Source organism: Pontibacillus sp. ALD_SL1 (assembly GCF_017355605.1).
In genome coordinates this window covers 707217-730510 of record NZ_CP062975.1, presented here as the reverse complement: position 1 = coordinate 730510, position 23294 = coordinate 707217, and the positions used below count along the sequence as shown (strand labels likewise).

The 23294-nt window shown below is 39.6% G+C and carries 26 protein-coding genes; 18 read left to right on the top strand and 8 right to left on the bottom strand.

The genetic code is table 11. The features are described 5' to 3' along the window. Positions 1-75: 75 nt before the first annotated feature. The 3 genes from IMZ31_RS23175 (at position 76) to IMZ31_RS23165 (ending at position 1937) form a co-directional block, all read left to right on the top strand. Positions 76-714 carry a GGDEF domain-containing protein gene (locus tag IMZ31_RS23175; protein ID WP_207530812.1) on the top strand — a complete coding sequence of 213 codons (639 nt, stop codon included), beginning with the start codon at positions 76-78 and terminating at the stop codon, positions 712-714. A 112-nt stretch (positions 715-826) separates the two neighbouring features. Next, on the top strand, positions 827-1684 hold the full coding sequence (locus IMZ31_RS23170; RefSeq protein ID WP_207530811.1) for a hypothetical protein: 858 nt from the start codon (positions 827-829) through the stop codon (positions 1682-1684). Position 1685: 1 nt separating this feature from the next. Further along, positions 1686-1937, top strand: coding sequence for a hypothetical protein (locus IMZ31_RS23165; protein ID WP_207530810.1), 252 nt, complete (start codon positions 1686-1688; stop codon positions 1935-1937). Between the two features lie 30 nt (positions 1938-1967). Here IMZ31_RS23165 and IMZ31_RS23160 read toward each other — a convergent pair whose 3' ends face one another. Then, a complete protein-coding gene (locus IMZ31_RS23160) occupies positions 1968-2303 on the bottom strand; it encodes a hypothetical protein (RefSeq protein WP_207530809.1) in 336 nt (111 codons plus the stop codon). Positions 2304-2421: 118 nt separating this feature from the next. On the opposite strand from IMZ31_RS23160, the gene IMZ31_RS23155 reads away from it, so the two are divergent. From IMZ31_RS23155 to IMZ31_RS23145, 3 genes are all read left to right on the top strand, one after another. Further along, positions 2422-2955 carry a PH domain-containing protein gene (locus tag IMZ31_RS23155; protein WP_207530808.1) on the top strand — a complete coding sequence of 178 codons (534 nt, stop codon included), beginning with the start codon at positions 2422-2424 and terminating at the stop codon, positions 2953-2955. A gap of 197 nt (positions 2956-3152) precedes the next feature. Beyond that, complete coding sequence (locus IMZ31_RS23150) at positions 3153-3977, top strand: flagellin N-terminal helical domain-containing protein (protein ID WP_207530807.1); 825 nt, start codon at positions 3153-3155, stop codon at positions 3975-3977. 135 nt (positions 3978-4112) lie between these two features. Continuing rightward, positions 4113-4952, top strand: a complete 840-nt coding sequence (locus IMZ31_RS23145; RefSeq protein WP_207530806.1) for a flagellin N-terminal helical domain-containing protein — start codon at positions 4113-4115, stop codon at positions 4950-4952. Between the two features lie 26 nt (positions 4953-4978). Here IMZ31_RS23145 and IMZ31_RS23140 read toward each other — a convergent pair whose 3' ends face one another. Then, entirely contained in the window at positions 4979-5227 is a 249-nt protein-coding gene (locus IMZ31_RS23140) for a hypothetical protein (protein WP_207530805.1), read from the bottom strand. A 129-nt stretch (positions 5228-5356) separates the two neighbouring features. On the opposite strand from IMZ31_RS23140, the gene IMZ31_RS23135 reads away from it, so the two are divergent. After that, positions 5357-5983 (top strand): hypothetical protein, encoded by a 627-nt coding sequence (locus IMZ31_RS23135; protein WP_207530804.1) that lies wholly within the window; start codon positions 5357-5359, stop codon positions 5981-5983. 25 nt (positions 5984-6008) lie between these two features. Here IMZ31_RS23135 and cheB read toward each other — a convergent pair whose 3' ends face one another. Beyond that, complete coding sequence (gene cheB, locus IMZ31_RS23130) at positions 6009-7064, bottom strand: chemotaxis-specific protein-glutamate methyltransferase CheB (protein ID WP_207530803.1); 1056 nt, start codon at positions 7062-7064, stop codon at positions 6009-6011. A gap of 121 nt (positions 7065-7185) precedes the next feature. Here cheB and IMZ31_RS23125 point away from each other — a divergent pair, with 121 nt between their 5' ends. From IMZ31_RS23125 to IMZ31_RS23085, 9 genes are all read left to right on the top strand, one after another. Next, positions 7186-7443 (top strand): hypothetical protein, encoded by a 258-nt coding sequence (locus IMZ31_RS23125; protein ID WP_207530802.1) that lies wholly within the window; start codon positions 7186-7188, stop codon positions 7441-7443. Positions 7444-7459: 16 nt separating this feature from the next. Continuing rightward, positions 7460-7948, top strand: a complete 489-nt coding sequence (locus tag IMZ31_RS23120) for a hypothetical protein (RefSeq protein ID WP_207530801.1) — start codon at positions 7460-7462, stop codon at positions 7946-7948. 94 nt (positions 7949-8042) lie between these two features. Then, positions 8043-8789 carry an extracellular matrix/biofilm biosynthesis regulator RemA family protein gene (locus IMZ31_RS23115; protein ID WP_207530800.1) on the top strand — a complete coding sequence of 249 codons (747 nt, stop codon included), beginning with the start codon at positions 8043-8045 and terminating at the stop codon, positions 8787-8789. Further along, the gene (locus tag IMZ31_RS23110; RefSeq protein WP_207530799.1) at positions 8779-9879 is read left to right on the top strand and encodes a phosphohexomutase domain-containing protein; all 1101 of its coding nucleotides are present in this window, start codon (positions 8779-8781) and stop codon (positions 9877-9879) included. Before IMZ31_RS23115 ends, IMZ31_RS23110 begins: the two co-directional genes overlap by 11 nt. A gap of 18 nt (positions 9880-9897) precedes the next feature. Then, positions 9898-10179, top strand: coding sequence for a hypothetical protein (locus IMZ31_RS23105; protein ID WP_207530798.1), 282 nt, complete (start codon positions 9898-9900; stop codon positions 10177-10179). 28 nt (positions 10180-10207) lie between these two features. Then, entirely contained in the window at positions 10208-10399 is a 192-nt protein-coding gene (locus tag IMZ31_RS23100; RefSeq protein WP_207530797.1) for a hypothetical protein, read from the top strand. Beyond that, complete coding sequence (gene smc, locus IMZ31_RS23095) at positions 10392-13946, top strand: chromosome segregation protein SMC (protein WP_207530796.1); 3555 nt, start codon at positions 10392-10394, stop codon at positions 13944-13946. The genes IMZ31_RS23100 and smc overlap by 8 nt, the downstream gene beginning before the upstream one ends. Before the next feature lie 51 nt (positions 13947-13997). Then, entirely contained in the window at positions 13998-14687 is a 690-nt protein-coding gene (locus IMZ31_RS23090; RefSeq protein WP_207530795.1) for a segregation and condensation protein A, read from the top strand. Between the two features lie 5 nt (positions 14688-14692). Then, entirely contained in the window at positions 14693-15166 is a 474-nt protein-coding gene (locus tag IMZ31_RS23085; protein WP_207530794.1) for an SMC-Scp complex subunit ScpB, read from the top strand. A 16-nt stretch (positions 15167-15182) separates the two neighbouring features. Here IMZ31_RS23085 and rpoD read toward each other — a convergent pair whose 3' ends face one another. After that, complete coding sequence (gene rpoD / locus IMZ31_RS23080) at positions 15183-16310, bottom strand: RNA polymerase sigma factor RpoD (RefSeq protein ID WP_242705739.1); 1128 nt, start codon at positions 16308-16310, stop codon at positions 15183-15185. Positions 16311-16336: 26 nt separating this feature from the next. Next, positions 16337-16951 carry a hypothetical protein gene (locus IMZ31_RS23075; protein WP_207530793.1) on the bottom strand — a complete coding sequence of 205 codons (615 nt, stop codon included), beginning with the start codon at positions 16949-16951 and terminating at the stop codon, positions 16337-16339. An 83-nt stretch (positions 16952-17034) separates the two neighbouring features. On the opposite strand from IMZ31_RS23075, the gene IMZ31_RS23070 reads away from it, so the two are divergent. Continuing rightward, positions 17035-17640: a hypothetical protein gene (locus IMZ31_RS23070; protein WP_207530792.1), complete on the top strand. Its 606-nt coding sequence runs from the start codon at positions 17035-17037 to the stop codon at positions 17638-17640. A gap of 319 nt (positions 17641-17959) precedes the next feature. On the opposite strand, the gene IMZ31_RS23065 is transcribed toward IMZ31_RS23070, so the two are convergent. The 3 genes from IMZ31_RS23065 to IMZ31_RS23055 form a co-directional block, all read right to left on the bottom strand. After that, the gene (locus IMZ31_RS23065; protein ID WP_207530791.1) at positions 17960-19108 is read right to left on the bottom strand and encodes a PHP domain-containing protein; all 1149 of its coding nucleotides are present in this window, start codon (positions 19106-19108) and stop codon (positions 17960-17962) included. A gap of 72 nt (positions 19109-19180) precedes the next feature. Next, the gene (locus tag IMZ31_RS23060) at positions 19181-20455 is read right to left on the bottom strand and encodes a hemolysin family protein (protein WP_207530790.1); all 1275 of its coding nucleotides are present in this window, start codon (positions 20453-20455) and stop codon (positions 19181-19183) included. An 89-nt stretch (positions 20456-20544) separates the two neighbouring features. Further along, positions 20545-21378, bottom strand: coding sequence for a hypothetical protein (locus IMZ31_RS23055; protein ID WP_207530789.1), 834 nt, complete (start codon positions 21376-21378; stop codon positions 20545-20547). A 155-nt stretch (positions 21379-21533) separates the two neighbouring features. Here IMZ31_RS23055 and IMZ31_RS23050 point away from each other — a divergent pair, with 155 nt between their 5' ends. Beyond that, positions 21534-23258, top strand: coding sequence for an FMN-binding glutamate synthase family protein (locus IMZ31_RS23050; RefSeq protein WP_207530788.1), 1725 nt, complete (start codon positions 21534-21536; stop codon positions 23256-23258). Positions 23259-23294 lie beyond the last annotated feature (36 nt).

Genomic DNA, 23294 nt, shown 5'->3' with positions numbered 1-23294 from the left:
GTTTTTGTTGATTTCGGAGTTTTTTTCTATATAATCCACGTGTACTACAAAACATCATGGAAAGGATGAATGAAAATGTCGGTAGCGGCGTTGCAACACGTGAACGAAAAAAGCAAGTACAGTTTTGTGTTCGACAATATGAAAGAGGAAAATCTTATTCAAGAACTGGTCGAAAGAGCTTATACAGACGAGCTCACGCAATGCAACAACCGTCGTTATTTGTCGGAGTATTTTCAAAATAGAAGAAAATTTCCTGCTGGCGAGGAGGAATTTTTGTTTTATTTTGATCTGAACGATTTTAAACCTGTTAATGACAGGTACGGTCACAAGGTAGGGGATGAATTGTTGAAAGGATTCGCAAATCTTTTGAAAGAAAATGTACGCCAAGAGGATTTTGTCTGCCGTTTAGGCGGGGATGAATTTTGTTTATTTGTAAAATTACAGTCGCAGGATGAAAAACACGTCCTGATGAAAAGACTACAAAGCAGTTTTCGTTCTCCTATTGACACGTCTGTCGGCAAGCTGAACGTTCAGGCTTCAATCGGATACGCTCAATTACGAGATAATAATTGGGAGGAAGCCTTGGCTAAAGCCGACGAAAAAATGTATGAGGCAAAAAAACACAAAGAAAAAGTTAAGGTTACTGGGCATTACCGCAACACCAAAAAAGGAAAAACATGGGTTAAACCTCACACCCGTAAAAAAGCCATTTAAGCGATCCTGCGATCGCTTTTTTTTGTGAATAAAAAAGTTCCCCCACTCCTAGTTTTTAAGATGAAGTATCTCTATAATCCGTTTAACGACTAAACGCACAGGAGGAAGTAGGATGATTGATGTTTATATAGGGCAAAACAATTGCGGGAAAACTGACACCATTAAAAGACAGTTGAAACACAAAGAAGGAAGGATCGTCATTCTTGATTTTGGGAACGGGAATAAATACGACGATTTATCGGATCACCATGTATATTTAGATGAGTTGAACCCGACTCTTTCCCCTCTCGGATTAATAGATTTAAAGGCAATGAATGCTGGTTATTTGCGTTCTAGCCAATGTTTCTACAAAAAAGGAGAAGATATCCTGAGAGAATGCCTTCACACTCTCCGAAAAGAAAGCCCTGAAACAGAAGAAACAATCGATAGTATCCGAAAAGATTACCTTATAGAAGAGACCATTGAACGTTTAAGGGCATCTTGGGATCAAAACGAAAATATCAGAGGGAAGAAGTTACACGAACGAATCCCTATGAACAAACACAAGAAACATATCTCGTTAACGGACGTATTAGAAAGTATAAATGAACGCCCTGTTACCCTGCTGAAAGCGAAAAACATGTACTCAGAACACCTAAGAGCTATGACGTTCCTCATTCTTTCTCGCCTGTCAAGAGAAAGCGTCCCTTGTACAGTTGTATCAGATGAACAAAGTACGATCTTCAACAAAGGAAATATCAAATTATTCATGAGTTCTTTAGGTGAGAGCATGACGTTTATCATGGGTTCGAATAAAATCAGCACGTTCCCGAAACCCCTTCTCCCATATATTGATATGTGCTATTTGCATCGCGTCGACTCAGCTTCTGAAATAAGAGCCTTAAAAAACCTTGATCTGGTTAAATCAACCAATCCTAGTTCTCTTCCGAAAGGCTCCTTCACCAAAATAAAAATCAAGGAGTTGGTATAAAGTGAGTTATACGCCGCTTTTTTCAATAACGGAAACCATTCACGAGTCCATTAAACGATGGTGCAACGTTAAAAAAGTAGATGATAGTGATTCGTTATTAACCCTTTCTGGTGGCAACAACATGCTGATTGGACTCGTACTCTTAGATGCAATTGAGACACTTGAAATTCCTCATCTTTTCAATGAAGAAACCATTTTCAGAGACTTTACTACCGTAGAGGATTTAATTGTTTACATAGCGGACCATAATTGAGTTTCATAATCTCACAAAAAAGAGAAGTATCTACTTCTCTTTTAATATGTAGCGGTACCGCTTTGCAGGAACCCATACTTCCTTTTGCCAGAAGGTTTTTTTCTTCCACTTCCCATGTTCTATAATTAAAACATCTTCTTTTCCGTGTTCCAAAGCTGACGCACAAACCCTTGCGTTCCCACTTTTGCATTTTACAGGCTCATACTCATCGTTTAGTTGATCACTTCCCAGGAACGTAAACTGTATTTGCCCATTTTCCTCATGCTTGGTTACAAAATAGATCCCTTTCTCTTTTGGATTAGAGACGTAATAATCTCTGACAATGATATACCTTTCCTGATCTTCCAATTCGAATCCATAGTACACCATGAACACCCCCTTTTCCTTATTCTTTCACCGCTCCCTCCCTTTTTACTTCTTACGACAAAAACTTGTCGGCCGCAGGGTGTTTCTCTAATATACGGTTGTGAAGGAGGTGAGCCGCATGGCGTTCGATCTTTTAAGAGGCGAAGAAGTCCTTTGGAAGAGCCATCCAGGTAAAAAATATCGAAATTACGTCTTTTTACGGGATTTGCTTTTAGCGGCACTATTTGTTGGCATTATTCATTATATGTTTAAAGAAATTGAGACGGAGTTGTTCTCTGAAACATGGTTCCTTTATATCCAACTCTTCATCGGAGGACTGGGATTGTCACTGGCCATTATAAGGCAATTGGGGTTTTTGTTTATACAATATACCATCACGACTGATCGGGTCCTGATTACCCGAGGGTTTCTGAATAAAAAATTAACATCCGTGAAACACGAACATATAGACGAAACCAAACAGATAAACAGCTTCTTCGAGCGAATGCTTTCAACGGGCAACATCTACATATTCACAGCAAACGATGGGAATGTGAGTGAGAATGATTCCAATCCTCTCAATAAAGTGCCTTGTTTTCGATCTATTGATAATCCCCGCAGCGTTCATCGTATTTTGCATCAGGCAATGGAAGACAACGCAAACACTCATTAAGTTGGGTGTTTTTTATTTCCCTAGTCTTTACAGATGAAGCCCCATTGGAACATTCTTCAATAGACTATCTTTTTTATCATGTGTACAAACCTAGTTATATTAAGGCTTTTGATGACCCTTCCTTCTATTTTTTTACTTTTTTTATAAAAATCATTCTCCCTGATTCGTTAACTATATTGAATCAGGAGGTGCATGATATGTACATAAACACAAATATCAATAGCCAATTAACTCGGGTGAGTATGGCGGAAACACAAGATCGTTTAAATAATGTAATGGAGCGTTTATCTTCAGGGTTACGAATCAATTCAGCGAAAGATGATGCAGCAGGACTTGCAATTTCGACGAGGATGACAAGTGAAATTTCTGGAATGTCTATTGCAGCTCGTAACGCACAGGACGGGATTTCCATGCTTCAAACAGCAGAAGGCGGTTTGTCAACTGTAACAAGTATCCTTCAGCGTATGCGTGAATTAGCAATCCAGTCTGATAATGGTACAAACTCTGCTACTGACAGAGCTGCTTTACAGGATGAATTTGCTGCGCTTGGTGCTGAGATCGAAAACATTTCGACTTCTAGCAAATTTAACGGCATCCTTTTATTTGATGGAGATGGTTCAGGAGGAGCTAAAACAGTCACACTGCATACAGGATCAGGAGCTAGCGATACAATGGACGTAATGCTTGGTCAAATCGACACAACTGTACTAACCATTGCTGCCGATGACATAAGTACAAGCGCTGGCGCTCAAACAGCTCTTGGTACTCTCGACGCAGCTCTTCAAATCGTTTCGGACGAACGTGCATCTCTCGGAGCGAGTATGAATCGCTTAGAATTTACAATCAACAACCTAAACACAATGGGCACGAACTTAAGCGCAGCGCGTTCTCGTGTTCTTGACGCCGATATGGCCGCTGAATCTAGTAATCTTACGAAAGAGAAAATCCTTAGTCAGTCTTCTCTTCAAATGCTTAAGCAAGCGAATTCAAACCCCCAGATGGTTCTTGGTTTGCTGCAATAACCGAAAAACCCTTCTACTAGAAGGGTTTTTGCATTCTTCTCTCATTTACAAATGAAAAAAAATGGACTATTTTCTAATTTTCCTCCTTTAGGTTCCGTTTATGGGAATAAGCGAAAGGCAAAAGGGGGGATTTTGATGTATATCAATACAAATATTTCGAGTATCAACACGCGTTTTTCATTGGCCAATAATCAGGAAGATTTAAACAAAGCCATGGAGCGTTTATCTTCAGGGTTACGCATTAACTCGGCAAAAGATGACGCGGCAGGGCTTGCCATTTCGACGAGAATGCAAACTAACATAGCAGGCATGAACATTGCTGCCCGTAACGCACAGGACGGGATTTCCATGCTTCAGTCAGCCGAAGGCGGACTATCCACAATGACAAGCATTCTTCAGCGTATGCGCGAACTGTCTGTGCAAGCGGATAATGGCACAAACGGAACTTCAGATGTGGCCGCTCTTCAAAATGAAGTCGATGCGCTAGTCTCAGAGATCGGAAATATCTCTTCATCTTTACAGTTTAATAACATCGTATTGTTTGGAGGAGACGGTGTAGCGGCTTCTGGTAATCCATTGACCGTTACCTTACATATTGGCGCAGGCGCGACCGAAACAATGGACGTTACCATCGATCAGATTGACACTACGTCTCTTACGCTGGATATTACAGGTGCTCTAGACTTATCAACAAGTCCTTCGGCTGCCATTACGGCTATCGATGCTGCCCTTCAGACCATTTCAGACAACCGTGCGAATCTCGGAGCAACAATGAATCGTCTTGAATTTACGATAACGAACCTAAATACAACTTCCACCAATATGAGTGCAGCGAAATCACGCGTATTGGATGCCGATATGGCCCGCGAAACGAGCGTCATGACAAAGCAAAAAATTCTAAGTCAGTCGTCTCTTCAAATGCTCAAACAAGCTAACTCCAATCCTCAAATGATTCTATCATTGCTACAAGGCTAAAAAACTCGCTTTTATGCGAGTTTTTTTTATAGCGTTGTGTTCTCGTAAATGTAGTAAACGCCTGTTAACCATATCGTGTAAGGAAGCAAAATTCCTAACAGCTTGTACGCCCCTTTTCGTTTGACGAAAGAACGTTGGAAAAGCAGTACCACAAAAGCCATGAATAAAGGGCAAATATGATAAATGTAATAATTCAAACTCATGAATACAGGATCAAGCATCCAAAAAGCAAACGCCCCTATAACGAGAACGCATTGAATAAGAAAATAAAACATGATGATTCGACCTCCTCTGACGGGTTATAATCTATCATGTTTCTTTTTTTCTTAATCCTTCCTTCTTGAAGGTTTTGGATTATCCACTACGAATGTATAGAGGAAGACTTATAAAAGCGGGTGATGCTGTTGGATACAAAAATGATTTTAGAAGAATTGAATAAGAGGTCGTTCTCCCCTGAATTAAAAAAGGTTTTTTTAACGTTTTCAAGCAATGCAGACCGTATCGAATTTGTGAAGGATCATTACGGTTTTACGAATTTCATTTATCTACCTGAATTATCGAAAGATCACACCGACTCAGACGAATATTTCCTTTCCCTTGAATGCACAGAAAAAGAAGAAGAAGAAACCGCTGTTCTGTATTTCGAGATAAAAGACATCGAATCAAATCTTGATCTCTTCTTCCAGGAATCCTCTGAACGTTTATACATTCATATAGATTTTAACGAAAGCAAAATGATGCAAGAAGAAGTTTTCAGAGCATACAACGACTTGATTAAAGAACCATCAAAGTCACTAGATCAGGCCCTGTCTTCGTACAGGTCATTTCCTGATTGGTATCCGAACCAGACTTCAAGAAGCGTTTTAGAAAGAGAGGATTTGATCGAACAGATGGATTTGCTTGACCAACGAATGCACGAGAAATTCATCCCCACCATCCTTCCTCTTATTGAGAGTTCTGTGGCCAAAGGGGACCACGAACAGTTTAAGGTCCTTACCCGCCGATTGATAAACTTCCATAACACACAATAACGAGATAAGGAGCCAAAAAGGCTCCTTATCTCGTTATTTTTAAGAGTAGAGGGATAATCTTCTCGAGATCCTCCACATGATCAGCAACCCCTTTTTCGATCACTTGTTTAGGCATCCCATATACCGTAGCCGTTCTATGGCTTTCGCATATAATAGTGCCCCCTTCTTTTTTGATTGCTTCACTCCCCTTCGTGCCATCTGATCCCATACCTGTTAACACGACACCATACCGCGGAACCGCGGTATTTAACCTGGCAACAGAAGCGAACAACATATCAACAGATGGCCTGAACCCCTCCATCTTCCCTCGCTTATTAAGCACGCAATGATAATCTTCTCCTCTTTTAAAAACCTCGGCATGATACCCTGAAGGAGCGATTAAGATCGATCCATTTTTGATTTTTTCCCCGTCTTCCGCAACTTTTACCTCATTTAAACTGTATTCATTTAAACTTTTGGCCAGGGATTTGATATATTCACCTTCTAACATATGTTGAACGATAATCAGTCCAAAAGGCGGGTCAAGCGGAATTTGCTTCACAAGGCTCCGCAACGCCCTTGGTCCCCCTGTTGATACGCCAACACATACAAGGTTATGCAGGGCATTTCCTTTTGGAGGGGAAACATCACTCCGAATGATCGGTGCTTTTTTACAGGCGATCTGTACATTTGAATAATAGGCCGTGTTCAGTTTTTCGTATATCTCATATTTCAAGGCAGGCAAATCAGAATGCTTATCAGGCTTTGATATAAAGTCAACAGCCCCGATAGACAAAGCTTCCATCGTTTCCTTTGCTCCTTCTTTAGTGGCGGAACTCAACATCACAACAGGAATATCATAAGAAGCCACAATCCGTTCTAATGCCGCCAGACCATCAAGGTTTGGCATATGAAGGTCTAATGTGATAACGTCTACATCTTTCATCCGCTTCAACTTATCAAGGGCATCAATTCCGTCCTTTGCGGAGGCGACGACTCTAAAACGGTTGTTTTCATCCTCGTGTAAGATTTCCTTTAAAAAAGCTCGAATTAATAACGAATCGTCTACAATCATGACATTGATGTAAGGCTTAATACCCACCCACCTCCTCAAACCATAGGTCTATTAGCATTATATCGCCAGATTTTTAGGAAGTGAATAATTTGCATAATAAACTTTAAGTATGGATATACTAAAAAATAATGTCATCGAGGTGATATGTATGTCAAATGTAGCTGAAATCACGAGCGACCTCGCCCTTTCTCAAATTCTTGTATTGGAAAAAAACGTTACTCATAAGGGCGGTAAACTTTCTTTTATACACAAATTTATGTTCGTAATAAAAAAAGACGATGAGCATTCCTATGTTAAGATGAATTTATATGACAAAGAGTATTACTTGTTTTCGAAGAAACATCCAACACAAATCTTCTCCACGTTCGATGAGTTGGTTTTGTGGGTAGAAAACAACATCCTCTAATAAAGGAAGGCACACTATGGAGAACTGGGACAATTACTCATTTCTGTATTTCCTAAAGGAGACGAAAGAGTTCCAATTGATTAAACAGACTGTATTCCACTTCTACCGTTTCCTTTCATTGAGAAAAAACATCAGCTGGGAAAAATACTTCGTTGTACTAAATGGAGACGTACATGATCTTCAAGAGGACCTTACTATTTCGAATTTAATTCATCATAAGCTTATGACAACAAAAGGCGAATTAACTTCAGAAGGTGAACGTTTCATTAGAGAACATATCGAAACCAACGAGACGTTCATGCATCACGTTCGTTCTTTCCTCAAAGAATATCGGGGTCAAACGGTACGCGAAAACACCTGTTATGACAACAGGGACTACTATACGATGTGTTGTCATTTATGCAAAGACCCCATATGCGTTAATCTGAAGATCTCATTCCAGGACATCAAGGAATTTATTGGTTACAAAGGAAAGAAGAAACCCTACCAAGAAAAATTTTTATGAGCACCAACTCCCTTTAGGGGAGTTTTTTTGTTATAAGAGGGATTTTAAGCTCCTTTCATAATATATAAAGGGTAAGTCCGTTAGGAGGGATGATTTGAGTATCTTCCTTATAGGTCATGATAACTTCTTGCCTTTGCACCATGTTGTTTACATAACCGACACGCGATCCAATTCATCGAGGAAACTTTCTTCCCGCAAAGGCGCAGAAAGAAAAATAATTGATGCTGCTAAACAAAAGAAGAAAAAAAGCCTTATTTTAACAGATGATGCGTACCTCATCGTTTCCTCCATAACGCCACAGGGTCTTCATAAACGATTTAAGGAAAAGGGGGGATCACCTTTGAAGGGTGTAATATCCATCGGTCACGGAAACTTTGTTCCAATTTCCAAAATCGTCTCCATCCAAAACATCAATTCTGAACCCATTAAAGAATTTATAAAGCAAAAGAATTTATTGGACTTATTTATAAGTTCTACGAACGGCAGAAAAACTAAATCCATCATTTTAACCTCTAACCATTATTGCATCGCCTCTTCCCTTAAGACGATAACGCTCAAGAATCGCATCAATCAATTTTCTTCTTCCTCCCTTATGGTGGACGTCGGACATGAAAACTATGTAAATAGGTCGTTGATAGAAAGTATTTTAGATTCTGATACAAGACCTGTAAAAACGCTTATTTCAAAATCGAAAGAATCACACCATTTTATTAATTTAACCATGGGCAGGAAAACAAGGGCATTGCTTATAGCTGAAAATGGCCTGTTGATTTCCTCTTCAGTATTGCCTGAAACAATCGTACAAAAAGGATTCGAAAAGGGGGGTTCCGATGAATTATGATACTGATTTTCTTGGATTCAAAGGAAAAGTAAGTTTTGAATTTACGTATGATGCATTTAAGTCCGTGGCAAGTGATATATGCACCTATTTCAAAAAAAACAGTTCCTCTGGTCAAAAACTTGTTATTGGCTACGATACCAGAATGATGGCTAAAGAGTACGCACAGGAATTCAGTCGTATTGCATCTGGCCTGGGATTAAAAGTTTTTTTGGGGAATCGATGTGCACCTTCATCCGTCATGGTTAAAAACGCTTTACATAAGAAATCGATGGGAACTGTTGTAATAACAGGTGACATGCATGACGCTGCTATACTTGGCATCAGACTTTTTGATGACAAAGGGTCCCCTGTGAGACCTTCTCAATTCACATCACAACCTTCAAACAAGAAAAAACTCCCAAAATTCAAAGATTGTTTAAAAACAGGCGCAGTCGAAATGTTCGATCCGTGCATTATTTATGAATACCTAGTATCTCAGATGCTATCATCCTTTTCTCCGACAAACTCAGAAAATATGGTCTTCAGTCCATTGCACGGTTCTGGCATGTGGTATTTTGACCATATTTTACGAAACTTCCCTGTTGCAGGTTATACAACCCATTCAGAGATTCTGGCGGATTTAGGGGGTTTAGAGCTTGACCCGTCCTTCCACACTGAACAACTCTACCAAGATATGCTCGCCACAAACTCTAGCATAGGAATTGTTTTATCACCTGATTGTTCCACATTAAATTGCCTTTATGGCAAGCACCGCCTCACGACGAAGGAATCCTTGCAATGTATGAGTAAAACGCTCTCTCATATAAAAGGTTCTTCAACACGAGTCGTAGTTGACAAGGAATTCCCTCTGGGGGACATGCCGACCGAATCCGAAATGTCCATAGAATGGTTAGAGAATGGAAAATTCCATGATGAGTTGAAGTTTCTCGATTTCGATATTGCCATTGACCACCTTGGACGTTTTTACTTTCATTCTCAAGGATGTCCTGACGCGCTTACGGCTTCCTATTTATTAACGTACTTTGCCCTTGTTTTGTCAGAAAGCAATGGCGCGATTAGCGAAGAACTAAAACGGATTAAAAAATTGTAAACCAGGAGTGATGGGGTAATGGCTATCTGTAAAAACTGTGGACTGGGAAGGTTTAAACTCGGTAATTCTGAAACAAAAGTGTACTCTGAAGATCACAGAGTGATGGTTATTTATGAAAATGCATTGGTGGAAACATGCAATGTTTGCGATTACAAAAATATCCCTTTAGAAAGCAAGCGGGATATTGATCTCGTAAAATCTGTCATCGGAAACTACCAAGTTGACACAAAAGTGAAACCAGCTCCCGCCAAAAAATACAAAGGTTTTATCAATGAGCTTTTAAAGAAAGTCGTTCAATAAGTTCCGTTTTCATTAAAGGAGGGTTTCTATGAAAAAGTACTATTTAGTACACCAAGTTAGCAAACTCGCAAAAGAAAAGGTCCGTCTCGACCGAATTGGCCATGAGGAAGAAAATACACAATTGTACCGCAGCATTAACAAGCCGCGTGAAACCAAAAAACCCATTTTAGAGGCCTACTCGGAAATCCTGAATGCTGAAAAGAATGAGATCGATGATTAAAAGCATTCATTTCAAAGGGTTCAAATCATTTGCCGATGATGTTTTCGTCCAATTTGACAAAGGTTTGACGGGGATTATAGGTCCGAACGGATGCGGCAAAAGTAATATATTTGACGGAATTCGCTGGGTCCTGGGAGAACAGAGCGCTAAAAGTCTGCGCGGTGGCAATATGCAAGATGTCATATTTAGTGGGAACGAAAAACGAAAATCTCTTTCTGTGGCGGAAGTTACCTTGACATTGGATAATAGCCAAAATATGTTCCGCAATTGTTCAGCAGAAGAACTTGTCATTACAAGAAAAGTGTTCGCTAAAGGCGGATCGGAATACTTCGTTAATGGCCAAGAAAGTCGTTTGAAAGATGTACAAAACGCTATTTTAGACTCAGGCGTTGGCTCAAACAGCTATTCGCTTATAGGCCAAGGCCAGGTTGACCGCATTTTATCAAGCAAGACGGATGAGCGACGCGCCGTCTTTGAAGAAGCCGCAGGTATTGTGAAAATGAAGCAACATCGAATTCAAACAGAAAAGAGATTAGCAAGTATCAATATAAAATTAGATCGTATAGCAGATGTCGTTCGAGAAATCAAAAAACAATTAATCCCGCTGGAGAAACAAGCAGAAACAGCTACCCTTTATCAGCATACGTTCAACCGACTGAAAAATGTTGAACTTTCTTACTCTCGAAATCGGATGACAGAACTATCCTCCTCCCTCTTATCCAATACGGAAGCACAGGGTGAATTAAGTAAAACGATACACGAATTTGAAACCGAACTGGCTATTCTTGAAGAAGAATGTGAATCCGTCAAACAGTCATTAAAAGAGGGGCATGAACAACTATTTTCCAATCAGGATGAGTTATCTTCAATGATCCAATCTGTTGAAAAAAAACACGGATCTCTTTCTTTGCTGCAAGAAAAAATAAAGCATATTGATGAAAAGTTAACAGGCGCTCAGGAACAAATACAACAAATCGAGTCTCAGCACTCTATGTCAACAGATGTGTATAAAGATAAAGAAGAACGTTACAACATGGTCGGAAATGAGATCCTATCCACTGTTGATGAACTTGAAACCATCCAAAACCAACTAGACACGACGCAATCCCAATTAGTGATTACAAAAGACAGAATCGAAGCTTCAAGATCAGATTCCATAGAAAAATATAACGAATACAAACAAGCGGAATACAGTCAAAAGCAACTAGAAAACGAATTAGAAACATCAAAGGAACTGTTAACCTCTCTCAAAGAAACCATGACCGCCAAAGAAACGGGACGGACAGCCATCAAACAAGAACTCCTCTCATCAGAATCTCAGATGCAACATCTCCAACAAACAATCAACGATTCCGAAGTCCTTATAATCGCGAAACAGAACGAAGCTGAACGTATACGCAAAAAGCACAGCACCCTTACCCAACGTATACAAGAAGACGAAAAGACACTTTTTCGCGTTTCCACTAAACTTGATGCCCTAAAGCAACAATTGGAAAATAAAGAGGGGTATCATCAGGGCGTGCGCGAAATTCTCAACGAAAAAGAAAACGGGCATCTGTCTGGTATACACGGGATTCTAGGCGAATTAATCAAAACAAACGAAACGTACGATGTAGCATTGGAAACGTTATTACAATCCGCTTTTCAGCATATCGTTGTAGACAATGAGGAATCTGCTAAGAAAGCAATTGCCCATCTTAAGAAGCATAACAAAGGGAGAGCCACCTTTTTGCCGTTAAATATAGCAAAGACTAAAACCATACGACCAACGGAAGCCGAACACCTATCAGAAAAGGTCGTCAGTACAATGAAGCACATTACGTTTGATCCTTTGTTTCAAAACGTGGTATCTCAGGCTCTTGGCAGAACTCTGATCGCTTCATCGATCGACGAGGGGCTTCTGTACCTAAGAAAAACAAACGCCCCATTCCGAATTGCCACCCTCGAGGGAGAAGTCGTGCAACTCGGTTCTATAACAGGAGGCACAAACAAAAACAACTCATCATTCCTAACGAAAAAGCGAACCTTATCTCGATTAGAGAAAGAACAAGAAACCGTTACGACCCGTTTAACCAGCGACAGCCAATTGCGAAACACCCATCAGAAGAAGCTGTCTTCTCTTGAGGAAGAGATCAAATCTATAAAAGAACAACAAACAAGCACGCTAAAGGAACTCGAAAAAGTAAGAGATTCCCATTATCAACTTTCCCTTTCCAGTAACCGAAGCGAGGAACAATTAGAAGCGGCCTCTTATGAATTCAGCCAAAAAGAAAACGAACATAAAGAAAAACACAAGTTGTACTTAAAAACAAATGAACGGGTGCAAAAGAGCGTTACTGCCCACCACGCTTCTCAAGATGTCCTTAATGCTCTTCTTCAGGAAGAAGAAAATTATAAAAGAGCCATAGAATCCTTGCAAGATAAGAAAACCGCATTCACTGTGAAACTGGAAAAATGGAAAGACGAGCAGCAGCGCTTGCGTGAATATTTAGAATCTTATAATCAGGATTCTGTTCCCGAACGAATTCACTCTCTGTCTATAACCATCGAAGAACTTCAAAAAGAAAAGAAAGCACATCAAGAGGGCATCAAGTTAATGGGTAAAGAAGCAGAAAATTTGGGTGCCGTTGTTGGCGAAAAAGAAACTTCTCTGCAAAATCTCAAACGTTATCTGTCTGATTTTGAACAGCGACTCCAGAAGATTGAAGCAAAAATCAAGGAAAAGCGGAACCAACTCCATGAAAAAGAAAAGAAACACAATGAGCTAACCGTAAAGATAAACAAAGAAACTTCTGAAAAGGATTCGATTTTACAACGAATAACCGAAGAATATGAAATGGATACAGAGGCGTTTATGCAGTTTGCTCCTAAAACGAACGTTATCGAACCTGATACAAAAAATAGAATCAAAAAGATGAAGAAGGAACTCCACGCCATGGGAGCCGTCAATCATACCGCAATAGAAGAATATGAAAAACTGAAAAAACGGTACGATGAGGAATCCAAACAGCACGAAGATATTAAACAAGCAGAACACGACTTAAAATGCTTATTGGAAGATATCAAACAGGAAATGTCTTCAAGATTTAGAAAAACATTTTCAGAAGTCTCTGCTAAATTTTCTGAAGTGTTTGTTGAACTCTTTGAGGGCGGTAAAGCGGAATTGTCCCTCGAAGATCCTGATTCTCCGTTAGAATCTCCTATCACCATCATAGCTAAGCCTCCTGGAAAAAAGCCTCAAAATATCTTGTCTCTATCAGGAGGAGAAAGAACGCTCACATCCGTCGCTGTTATATTTGCTATTATTTTCTCCAAACCGAGCCCATTTGTCATATTAGATGAAGTGGACGCAGCCCTTGATATTGCGAACGTTGCGAGGTTTGCATCCTATTTAAAAAAGATAAAAGATAAAAGCCAATTCATTATCATTACACATCGCGAGGGCTCGATGACCTCTTGTGATTACTTGTACGGGATTACTCAAGAGGAACGCGGCGTTTCGATCATTTTCCCTCACAAAGTGGATGTAACCAAACGAACGTCATAACCTTCCCGTATTCAACAGGGAAGGCTTTTTAGAATAAAAGGAGGGATTTGCGTGGATTACATCATACGAACGGATGGTTACGAAGGTCCGCTTGATTTACTGTTGGAGTTGATAAAAAAAAGAAAAATGGATATCAAGCAATTAAGAATCTCTGAAATTACACAGGACTATTTAGACACCCTTCAGCAAATGGAAAAAGCGAACATGGAGTTAGCTTCTGAGTTCACAGAAATGGCCAGCCTATTGTTGGATATAAAGTGCAAATCTCTCTTACATGATGAAAAAAAGGATGAAAGCAAGGATGAATTGATCAAACAACTTGAAGATTATCAACGGTATAAAGAATCTGTGCAACTAATGAAACAATTAAAAGATGTGGAGGAACGACACTTCAAACGAACGTTTGTTACCCCTGTAACGAAAAGGAAACCCGTTTGTGTGAGCGACTTGGTCCGCCAGTACCAGACGTTTATGGAGTCCGCCCTACCCTCGGTTTCGCCCTTAGACAGAATGGATGAGGAACGAAGGCGCATCCCTTACACATTAGAAGGAGAATTAGAGAATTGGAAAAAAGCAATTGATAACCAAAACACTCCATTCCTTCCTTACTTGCGATCTCTAAAAGAGCGCGAACAAGTGATCATGGCCTTCGGGGCTCTTCTTGAACTTATAAAAAGCAACATGGTTTTAATAAAGAAAGAGGGAAACGCGATTGTCATTATTAAGAACAAAGAGGTGTGAAATGCATGAAGAAAAATGACTTGGAAGCGTTATTATTTGTTTCTAAAGAGCCGATTAAACTGGAGGATATAGCAAAAAATGAAGAGGAAGAATACCCCATCCTTTTAAGGTGGATTTTGGAGCTCCAAAAAGAATATGAAGGGAGAGGGATTGGGATCAGGCAAGTTGCGGGAGGCTTTCAAATGTCTACAAACCCCCAATGTTCTGCGTTTGTGGAACACTATTTACCTAAACATGTTGAAACGTATATGAGTAAAGCCCAATTGGAAACGTTAACGTTAGTGGCCTACAATCAGCCCGTATCTCGCTCAACCATCGCAAAATACAGGGAGGTTAAAAACCCAGACGATGCCATTCAAAAATTAATCGATAAAAATCTCATAGCCCCAGAAGAAAAGGGGTATGTTACAACCCCACAATTTTTGACGTTTTACGGGATTAACGACTTAAAAGAACTGCCTACAATACAAAACAAATAAGAACGCCTAAGCGTTCTTATTTGTTCATAAAACCGCGCAATTTTTGACTTCTGCTAGGATGCCTTAACTTCCTTAAAGCTTTAGCTTCAATTTGTCGAATCCTTTCTCGTGTCACGCCGAACATTTCCCCTACTTGTTGCAGCGTTTTGGTTTCCTGGTCGTCGTTAAGCCCGTATCGATAGCGCAACACCATGGCCTCTTTTTGAGAAAGAGAATTCAATACCTCTTCAATCGTCTCAGAACGCAAGTCATTGTTCGTGCTGACTGCTGGGTCAACAGCACGTTCGTCTTGTATAAAGCTTCCTCTGGTGCTATCATCATCATCACCGAACTTAGCATCCATCGAAACAGGGTCTAAGGCCGTTTTAATAATATCGTTCACTTTATCCTCGGTGATTCCCATTTCTTCTGCAATTTGTTTAATCGTTGGCTCTTTGCTCAGTTGCTGAGTAAGTTCTTTTTTGACTCTTTTATATCGATTTAATGTCTCATACATATGAACTGGAACCCGAATGGTTCTTGATTGATCAGCGATAGCCCGTGTGATCGCTTGTCTGATCCACCATGTGGCGTATGTACTGAATTTAAATCCCCTTCTGTAATCAAATTTTTCAATCGCTCTCGCAAGCCCCATGTTTCCTTCATTAATTAAATCCAGGAAATCCAAGCCCCGATCCATATATTTCTTCGCTATGGAAACGACTAAGCGCAAATTCGATTCCGTCAATCGTTTTCTAGCATATTCATCTCCTGCTTCGATTTGTTTAGCTAAGATGACTTCTTTTTCAGCAGATAGCAAATCAAATCTCCCTATTTCTTGCAAATAGAGCTTTACTGCATCATCCGTCTCTAGCATTTTGTCTTCCTCGTTTTGCTTTTTCTCTTCTTCCTCTTCTTCCTCTGGCATTTCTTCTATGTACATTCCATCCTTATCCTGTAAATCATCAGCATCTTCTTCTTCAACGATTTCTATCCCCAAGTCTTCAATAAACAAATCATAAAGAGCTTCTATCTGTTCTTGATCTAACGAAACGCCCTTCACGATCTTTTTTATTTCGTGTAGCGTTAGCATGCCTTTTTTCTTGCCTTTGTAAATTAACACCTTCAGCTGTGTTTCTAACTCTTCCGTCCTTTTTACCCCCACCTCACCACCCCCTCAATGGAAAAACATTATACAAGGTGATCTTCATCAATAATATCTATTTTATTGTACTCTTCGTGTATTTCAGAAAAGTAACATACAAATTTTTCTAACGAACATTTGACGTATATTTTTTCCCCACTTATAATAACCTCGTCTGCGACGACCCTTGCTTTTTGATAAACAGATTGCAAATGCTGACTCAAAGGTTTTATAACAAACGTTGAACGGGCTTTTATCAATCCATTGATTGAACTCAATTCAAAAATATAAGAGGTTTCATATAACGACACAATATCCTCATATTTCACCCATCCATTAAAGCGCAAACGTTCTTCCATTTTCGTCACGATGGAAACATCGATCTTTTCCTTCAATAAAGCTGAAAAATCAGAAAAAGAAACTTCTCCCACGCATAGAAAATATTCTTTTCCTGGATACTCCACTTTGTCCACAATCATAGAATGCTTCGGTAAATCCCTAAGGAGGGATCCCATGGTTTCCGCTTTCCTCAATCTTGAAGATACACTTACTTTTTGTTTCCCTAGTCGTTCCACGTCTGATTTATATACGTCAATATTTAGGTTTTCTTTAAAATTTTCAATAAAAGCAAGCACTTCTTTTTTGGGGATGTATATATTCATTTGCATCAACTCCTGAACGCAAATATATATATAGAATCGTTTTTTTCAAGAATATTAAGCTTTTTTATGAGGAGGTGGTTATAATGAAATTGGACCTGCATATATCTGATTCATTTGATGAACAAAAACAAAATGAATTGTCAGACATCAGTGCATCCTTAAAATTTAAATGCAAAAAAACGGCTTACCATTATCAGCAAGTCCAAAATCTTACTAAGCGATCCAGCATCTTTGATACCGCGAATTATTACGAAGAAGTGAACTTACCTATATACTATGAATCCGAGAATTTTTTAATAGCCATTCGTTCTTCTGTTGATGTACTTATGCATTACCTTTCCGTTTTCTTTGATCTCAATCTTTCGGCCAAAGATGTTAACGTGCATTCAGTCTACAAACACAACAAAATTCCTAAAGGCGTCAAAAATACGTTCCATCAGTACACTCGACCTTATCAAAATAATATCTGGTTGTTTATATACGAACATCGAAACGAGATCGTTCACCAAAAAAGTTTTGATCAAATTCTCCCGATCCGAATCGACCTATTCTCATCGGACGTCCCCCTCATCTTTTTGGATTGGAAAGGCGAAGAGAAAGAACTGTTAACTTTGTATGGAGCTAGTTTACGTTTTTTAGAAAACTTCATATCACAAATTAACCAATCTATAAAATTGTCAATTCCTTAAAAAAACGAAAACTATCCATCCCTCCTTCATATCTTAATTCTAAGGGGGGCTTGATGAATGTATATTAAAGAAAGCAGCTTTAAAAACTTACTTTTGAAGTCTGAGATCATCATGTTCAGGAACCAACCTTTATACATCAAAAAGAAGCAAAAAAACATGGATATTGACTCCCTGTATTCTGTATTAAGCCATGATTGCGAATATCTCATTTACCCATGCCGCGACGGGAAGATCATCAAAGCCATTTCTTCGTCAGGAGAAAGCATTCTGGTAGGCATTCTGTTGGACAAAAAAAGCACCCTATATCGATAGGGTGCTTTTACATATATAAGGGAACTCTTTGCTTTCTTGTATCAAAGATTTCAAAACCAAAGTACTGAGCTTCATCGTACCCGAGCTGGACAGATAATACAGCGTCTTTTGATGAACGATACAAAGGTACCCCCTGATCAGCCATTATATAAAAATGTGGGTCGGCGGTAATCTTTTTGATTTTTCCTCTTAACCCAAAAGCCATGTTTACTTCCTTTTGAATTTCTTCTTTATTACACATGTCCTCAAGCAATAAGTCACTTTTAATCATTTTATTATACAAATATCGTCCTAATTTGTACTTTCGTTTTGAGAAAAATACCTTCTTTAACGCGTCAGCATCCTCGTATTTATGAATAACACTAAGAGGGAATCCTTCCTTTTGCGAGAGGGATTGCAATACGCTTTTATAATCCGCATCACACCGCTCACTTATAACATTTGACTCTTCTAATACGCAAGGTTCAAAAAGGCATTCCATTTCACTTGTTGATTTAAAATAGTTGTGCTGATTATAAGGAACGAGCTTTCCCTGCGTGTTCATCTTTACTAAATTCCTATGAACCTCAAAATCAGAACGCTTCAAATAGTGGCAGTCGTTTGTAGCTACGGAACGAATTCCCAACTTATCACCAATGGTTAACAGGTTGTTGACATTCTTTTGACTGGCCAGTGTATGATAGCTTTGTAATTCGATATAAAAACGATCTCCAAAATGCTTCTTATAGATGTTAGCTTCAAGTATGGCTTCCTTGTATTTCTTTTCTCGGATTAAAGTAGGGATTTTTCCTTTTGAACAACCACTTAATGCAATAACTCCATCGCTACATTGGAATAATTCTTGTTCGCTAATGTTTGCTTTTCCACAATGTTTATACCCAAAGTTGTTAAGCTGAATGATGTTTCTTAAACCAATATCATTCATGGCAATTACCGTGAGATGATGCTGACCAACATTTAATTCACACCCGTATAGAGGTTTTATGTTTGTATTTTGGCACTCTTGATGCAACGAACTCCAAGCGAATACATTATGGTGATCTGTAACGCAAACAGCCCCCATATTATACCGATTCGCTTGGTCAATCAGCTGGTGCATTTCAATAGCCCCATCAAATGGACTGAAAATGGTATGGAGTTGCAAATGTACGTGCATGACATCTACCACCTTTGGTAATAACATGTCCATAATTAAAATTTTTATACAAAAATACAGGCAACGCCTGTATTAATTGTGTCTAAACTTTAACTGCAATATTCTTCGATCCAACACATCTATAATTTCAAAGACCCCTTTTTCTACTTCAACTGTATTCCCTTCCTTCAGCCCTTCTTCCATTTGAGTAGCGATAAAACCACCAATTGTGTCCACTCCATCTATTTTCTCCAAACGTATCCCCAACTGCTCCATCACGTCATCAACCAATACGTTTCCTTCTATTAGAATCCCGTCGGTTGTTTCCTGGAATGGTTCTACTTCATCGTCAAACTCATCCTGTATTTCCCCCACAATTTCCTCTAACAGATCTTCTAAAGTGACAAGCCCTGATACACCGCTATATTCATCGATTACAATGGCCATCTGGTGATGCCCCTCCTGCAACAGGCGCAACGCTTTATGAAGAGAACACGTTTCATAAATTGTTTCCAAATTTCTTATTATAGGCTCCAATGAAAAGACTCCTTCTTGAGACTGATTATACAAATCTTTCACATTGATGTAGCCGACAATATCGTCTTTATCTTCTCCACATACTGGAAACCTAGAATGCGGGCTCTCCTTCACGAACGCCAGTGTTTCTGCTAACTCATCTTCAAGATAAATGCAATCCATATCCCGCCTGTGAACCATAACCTCTCGAACAAGCCTGTCGTGAAAATTGAACACCCTGTTAAACATTTCTTGCTCTTCTGGATCTATATCAGGGCTATTTGTAAGAATCATTTTGATTTCTTCTTCAGAATGGTGGTCCTTGTCTTTAATAGATGCAAAACCGATCATTCGAACAAATAAATTCGCTGTCCCATTTAAGGTGAAATTCACGGGGTACGTAAGCTTATAAAACAGGATAAGTGGTTTGCTTAATATCAAACTCAATTGTTCGGACTTTTGAATTGCCATTGTCTTGGGGGCCAACTCGCCTAAGACAACGTGAATAAACGTGATAATGCTAAACGCTATCAAGAAAGACAGGGTATGCGTTAAGGAATTATTGAAGCCAAGATCATGAAATAAAGGCTCCAGCAAATCAGCTAAAGCTGGTTCTCCTACCCACCCCAAAGCCAAGGCTGTTATCGTTATGCCTAACTGACATGCTGAGAGGTACTCGTCCAACTTATCAAGGATCTGAAGAACACCTTCAGCAGATTTTCGACCTGCATTTTTCAACTCTTCCATCCTCGTCCGCCTCACTTTTACAATGGCGAATTCAGCCCCTACGAAAAACGCCGTCAGCAGTACTAGAACGAAAACAATCAGCAAGTTTAAAATTTCAGAGTCCAAAAACATCCTCCTCCTATGTACACTATTTACGTTGTAATACGGGTTCGTGTTTTTGTCTAGAACCTATAAAAAAAAAGATGCCCTAACCATCAGACATCCCCTCGGTGAGTCAGTTCTTTTAAGGACTCGTTATACAAATCCACGGAAACCTCTTCGGTTCGGTTTTTTGTTTTACGCATAATGCCTTTTAACAGATCTGAAGACAAACTGCTGATCAATTGACCTTTCCACGGATTGATCGGAATAACATACGTACTGGGCGGCGCTTCCTTTCTCTCTTCTTTTGGTGGTCTCTCTTTCTGATTCTCACGTTGCCCCCCCGATCCCGTTTTAGGCGTATACGTAATCAAAGGCAGCCCCTTCACGGCACCGATTAGCTCCTGGTCTCTTATATAGTCGTAAACTTCATGTGCCAGCTCCATAGCCTCATGTTCAGGAATATACCTGGACACGCTTTTTTCTGACTTTCCAGCAGCGTCTATTTTTCCGTTTTTCCCTCTAACTCCAGGACTATCGTCAATACTAATAAGGTACTGATTTCTGTTTGTCATCTTAATTTTCAAAACACGTCTTCGCAACGGATGCTTTTCATTTTTGTCATATTTCATCCCGTAATCCTCATATGAATCACCGTAAATATCCTTGAAGTTTCGATTTAATATCGCTGTCAGTAACACCTTAGCTGTTTCTTTTTTAATGAAAAATTGCAAAAAAGCTGTTTTCTTATTTTCAAAATGCTCCGTTATAGAAAAAACAACGCTTCCCTTATACACATGTTCTTTCTTTGTATTTTCCTCCCAGTAATGCAGAGAAGGAGAAACATGCAACGTGCTCTTGTCGTTAGAGCTTTTGTAAATTTTTAAAAAAGGCGCAGTATGCCTCTCCCCGAAAAGTCCTTTTAATTCCTTTTGAATATCATTCACAACCTATCTCTCCCCATATCTCTTTTGCTACTATTTTCAAAAATACGAAAGAACCCTCGTTTTCACTCTTCGAAAACACAGAGGAATCTATTTGGTTTTTAAAAAAAGGAGAAATGACGTTTACCCTTTATTACAAGTTAAAGGAGGTGCAGGACATGCTCGATATGCTCACTATTATGAAATGGATTCCTATGGCCCTTTTTTACTTCGTGGTGGGATTTTTGATTGTTCTATTCTTAAAAGATAAGTACCAATCTCAACATTCCATCCTAAAGACGCATCCTTTGATCGGCAGGCTTCGATACGTATTTGAAATGATAGGCCCTGAACTTAGGCAATATTGGTTCAGTGGCGACAAAGAAAACCGACCGATTGACCGTGATACGCAGGAGACCATAGCAAAGGCTGGTAAATATGCGTCAACTGTTATCGGTTTTGGGTCAAAAAAGGATTTCTCAAAACCTGACATTTATCTATCTAACTCCATGTTTCCAAAAAACACGTCAGAATTGCGCGTTGACAATACAGCTAAAACGTTGACGCAAGTTTATGAAATTTTAAATGAAACACTCACGCAACGGAAAGAAAAAGTTAAAAAGACCTCCATTGAACCTTGGCATTTGGCTCCGCAAGACACAATTGTGATCGGGCCAAACTGCCCTCATCCATTTCGCGTCACGGGCCTTGTAGGAATTTCAGCTATGAGCTACGGCGCTCTGTCTAAATCAGCTGTTAAAGCTCTTGCGCAGGGTGTTGCTATATCAGGCGGGTCTTTCATGAATACGGGGGAAGGTTCTATTTCCAAATACCATTTATCCAAAGTTTACACGATCAATAAAGATGCTTCGTTTAAAGCCCTCTCCCCCATCGAACAAAAGATCTTCCATTACGTAGAAAGAAAACCTTATAAGTCAAACTTTAAAATCACCCAGCGCTTCAACCTTTCAGACGAAGAAATATTGTCAGGACTCGTCCAAAAAGGAGCGTTGCAAGAAAAGAGCGCTGACCTGATATTTCAAGTCGGATCTGGACTATACGGGGCCAGAGGTGAGGACGGGGAGTACTGTGAACAGACGTTCTTACGGAACGCCAACAAAAAAGAAGTGAAAGCAATTGAAATTAAACTGGCCCAGGGAGCAAAAACCAGAGGCGGAAAGCTCAATAAAGAGAAAATCACAAAAGAAATTTCAGAAATCAGAGGGGTCCCTATGGGCAAAGATATCGAGAGTCCTAATCGCTTCCCGCTATTTCAGGATATGGAAGGACTATTCGATTTGATTCATCATTGGCGAGATATAACAGGAAAACCTGTTGGGATTAAAGTCGTAGCAGGTAACGAACTATCTTTCGAAGAGATGGCATCCTATATGAAAAAGACAAACAGAGGTCCTGATTACATAGCCATTGATGGCGGTGAAGGAGGCACGGGAGCAACCTATGCCGAAATGGCCGACTCTCTCGGCTTACCTATATATGCAGGTCTATCAATACTGCAAAACACCCTATTAAAATACGGCGTACGTGACCGTGTAAAAATTATCGCCTCTGGCATGCTAGCCACTTCTGATAAAATGGCGATCGCGCTTTCTTTAGGCGCCGATCTGATATATATTGCCAGACCTGCTATGAACACAATAGGGTGCATCAACGCTGGTAAATGCCACACAAACCACTGCCCAACAGGCGTTACGAGTCACCTCCCACACCTTGAGGCAGGTCTGGTGGAACAAGAGAAACGTTTCCGTACAGCGAATTATTTAACGACCATGCGAAAAGGGTTGTTCATGCTAGGGGCTGCCTGCGGAATAGAATCTCCTGTTTTATTCGATCGCCACCACATCACTTTCCATGAAGGACGAACAGGTAAAAAAGGAATGTAAAAAGCATTGCACCTGCAATGCTTTTTTCTCATCACG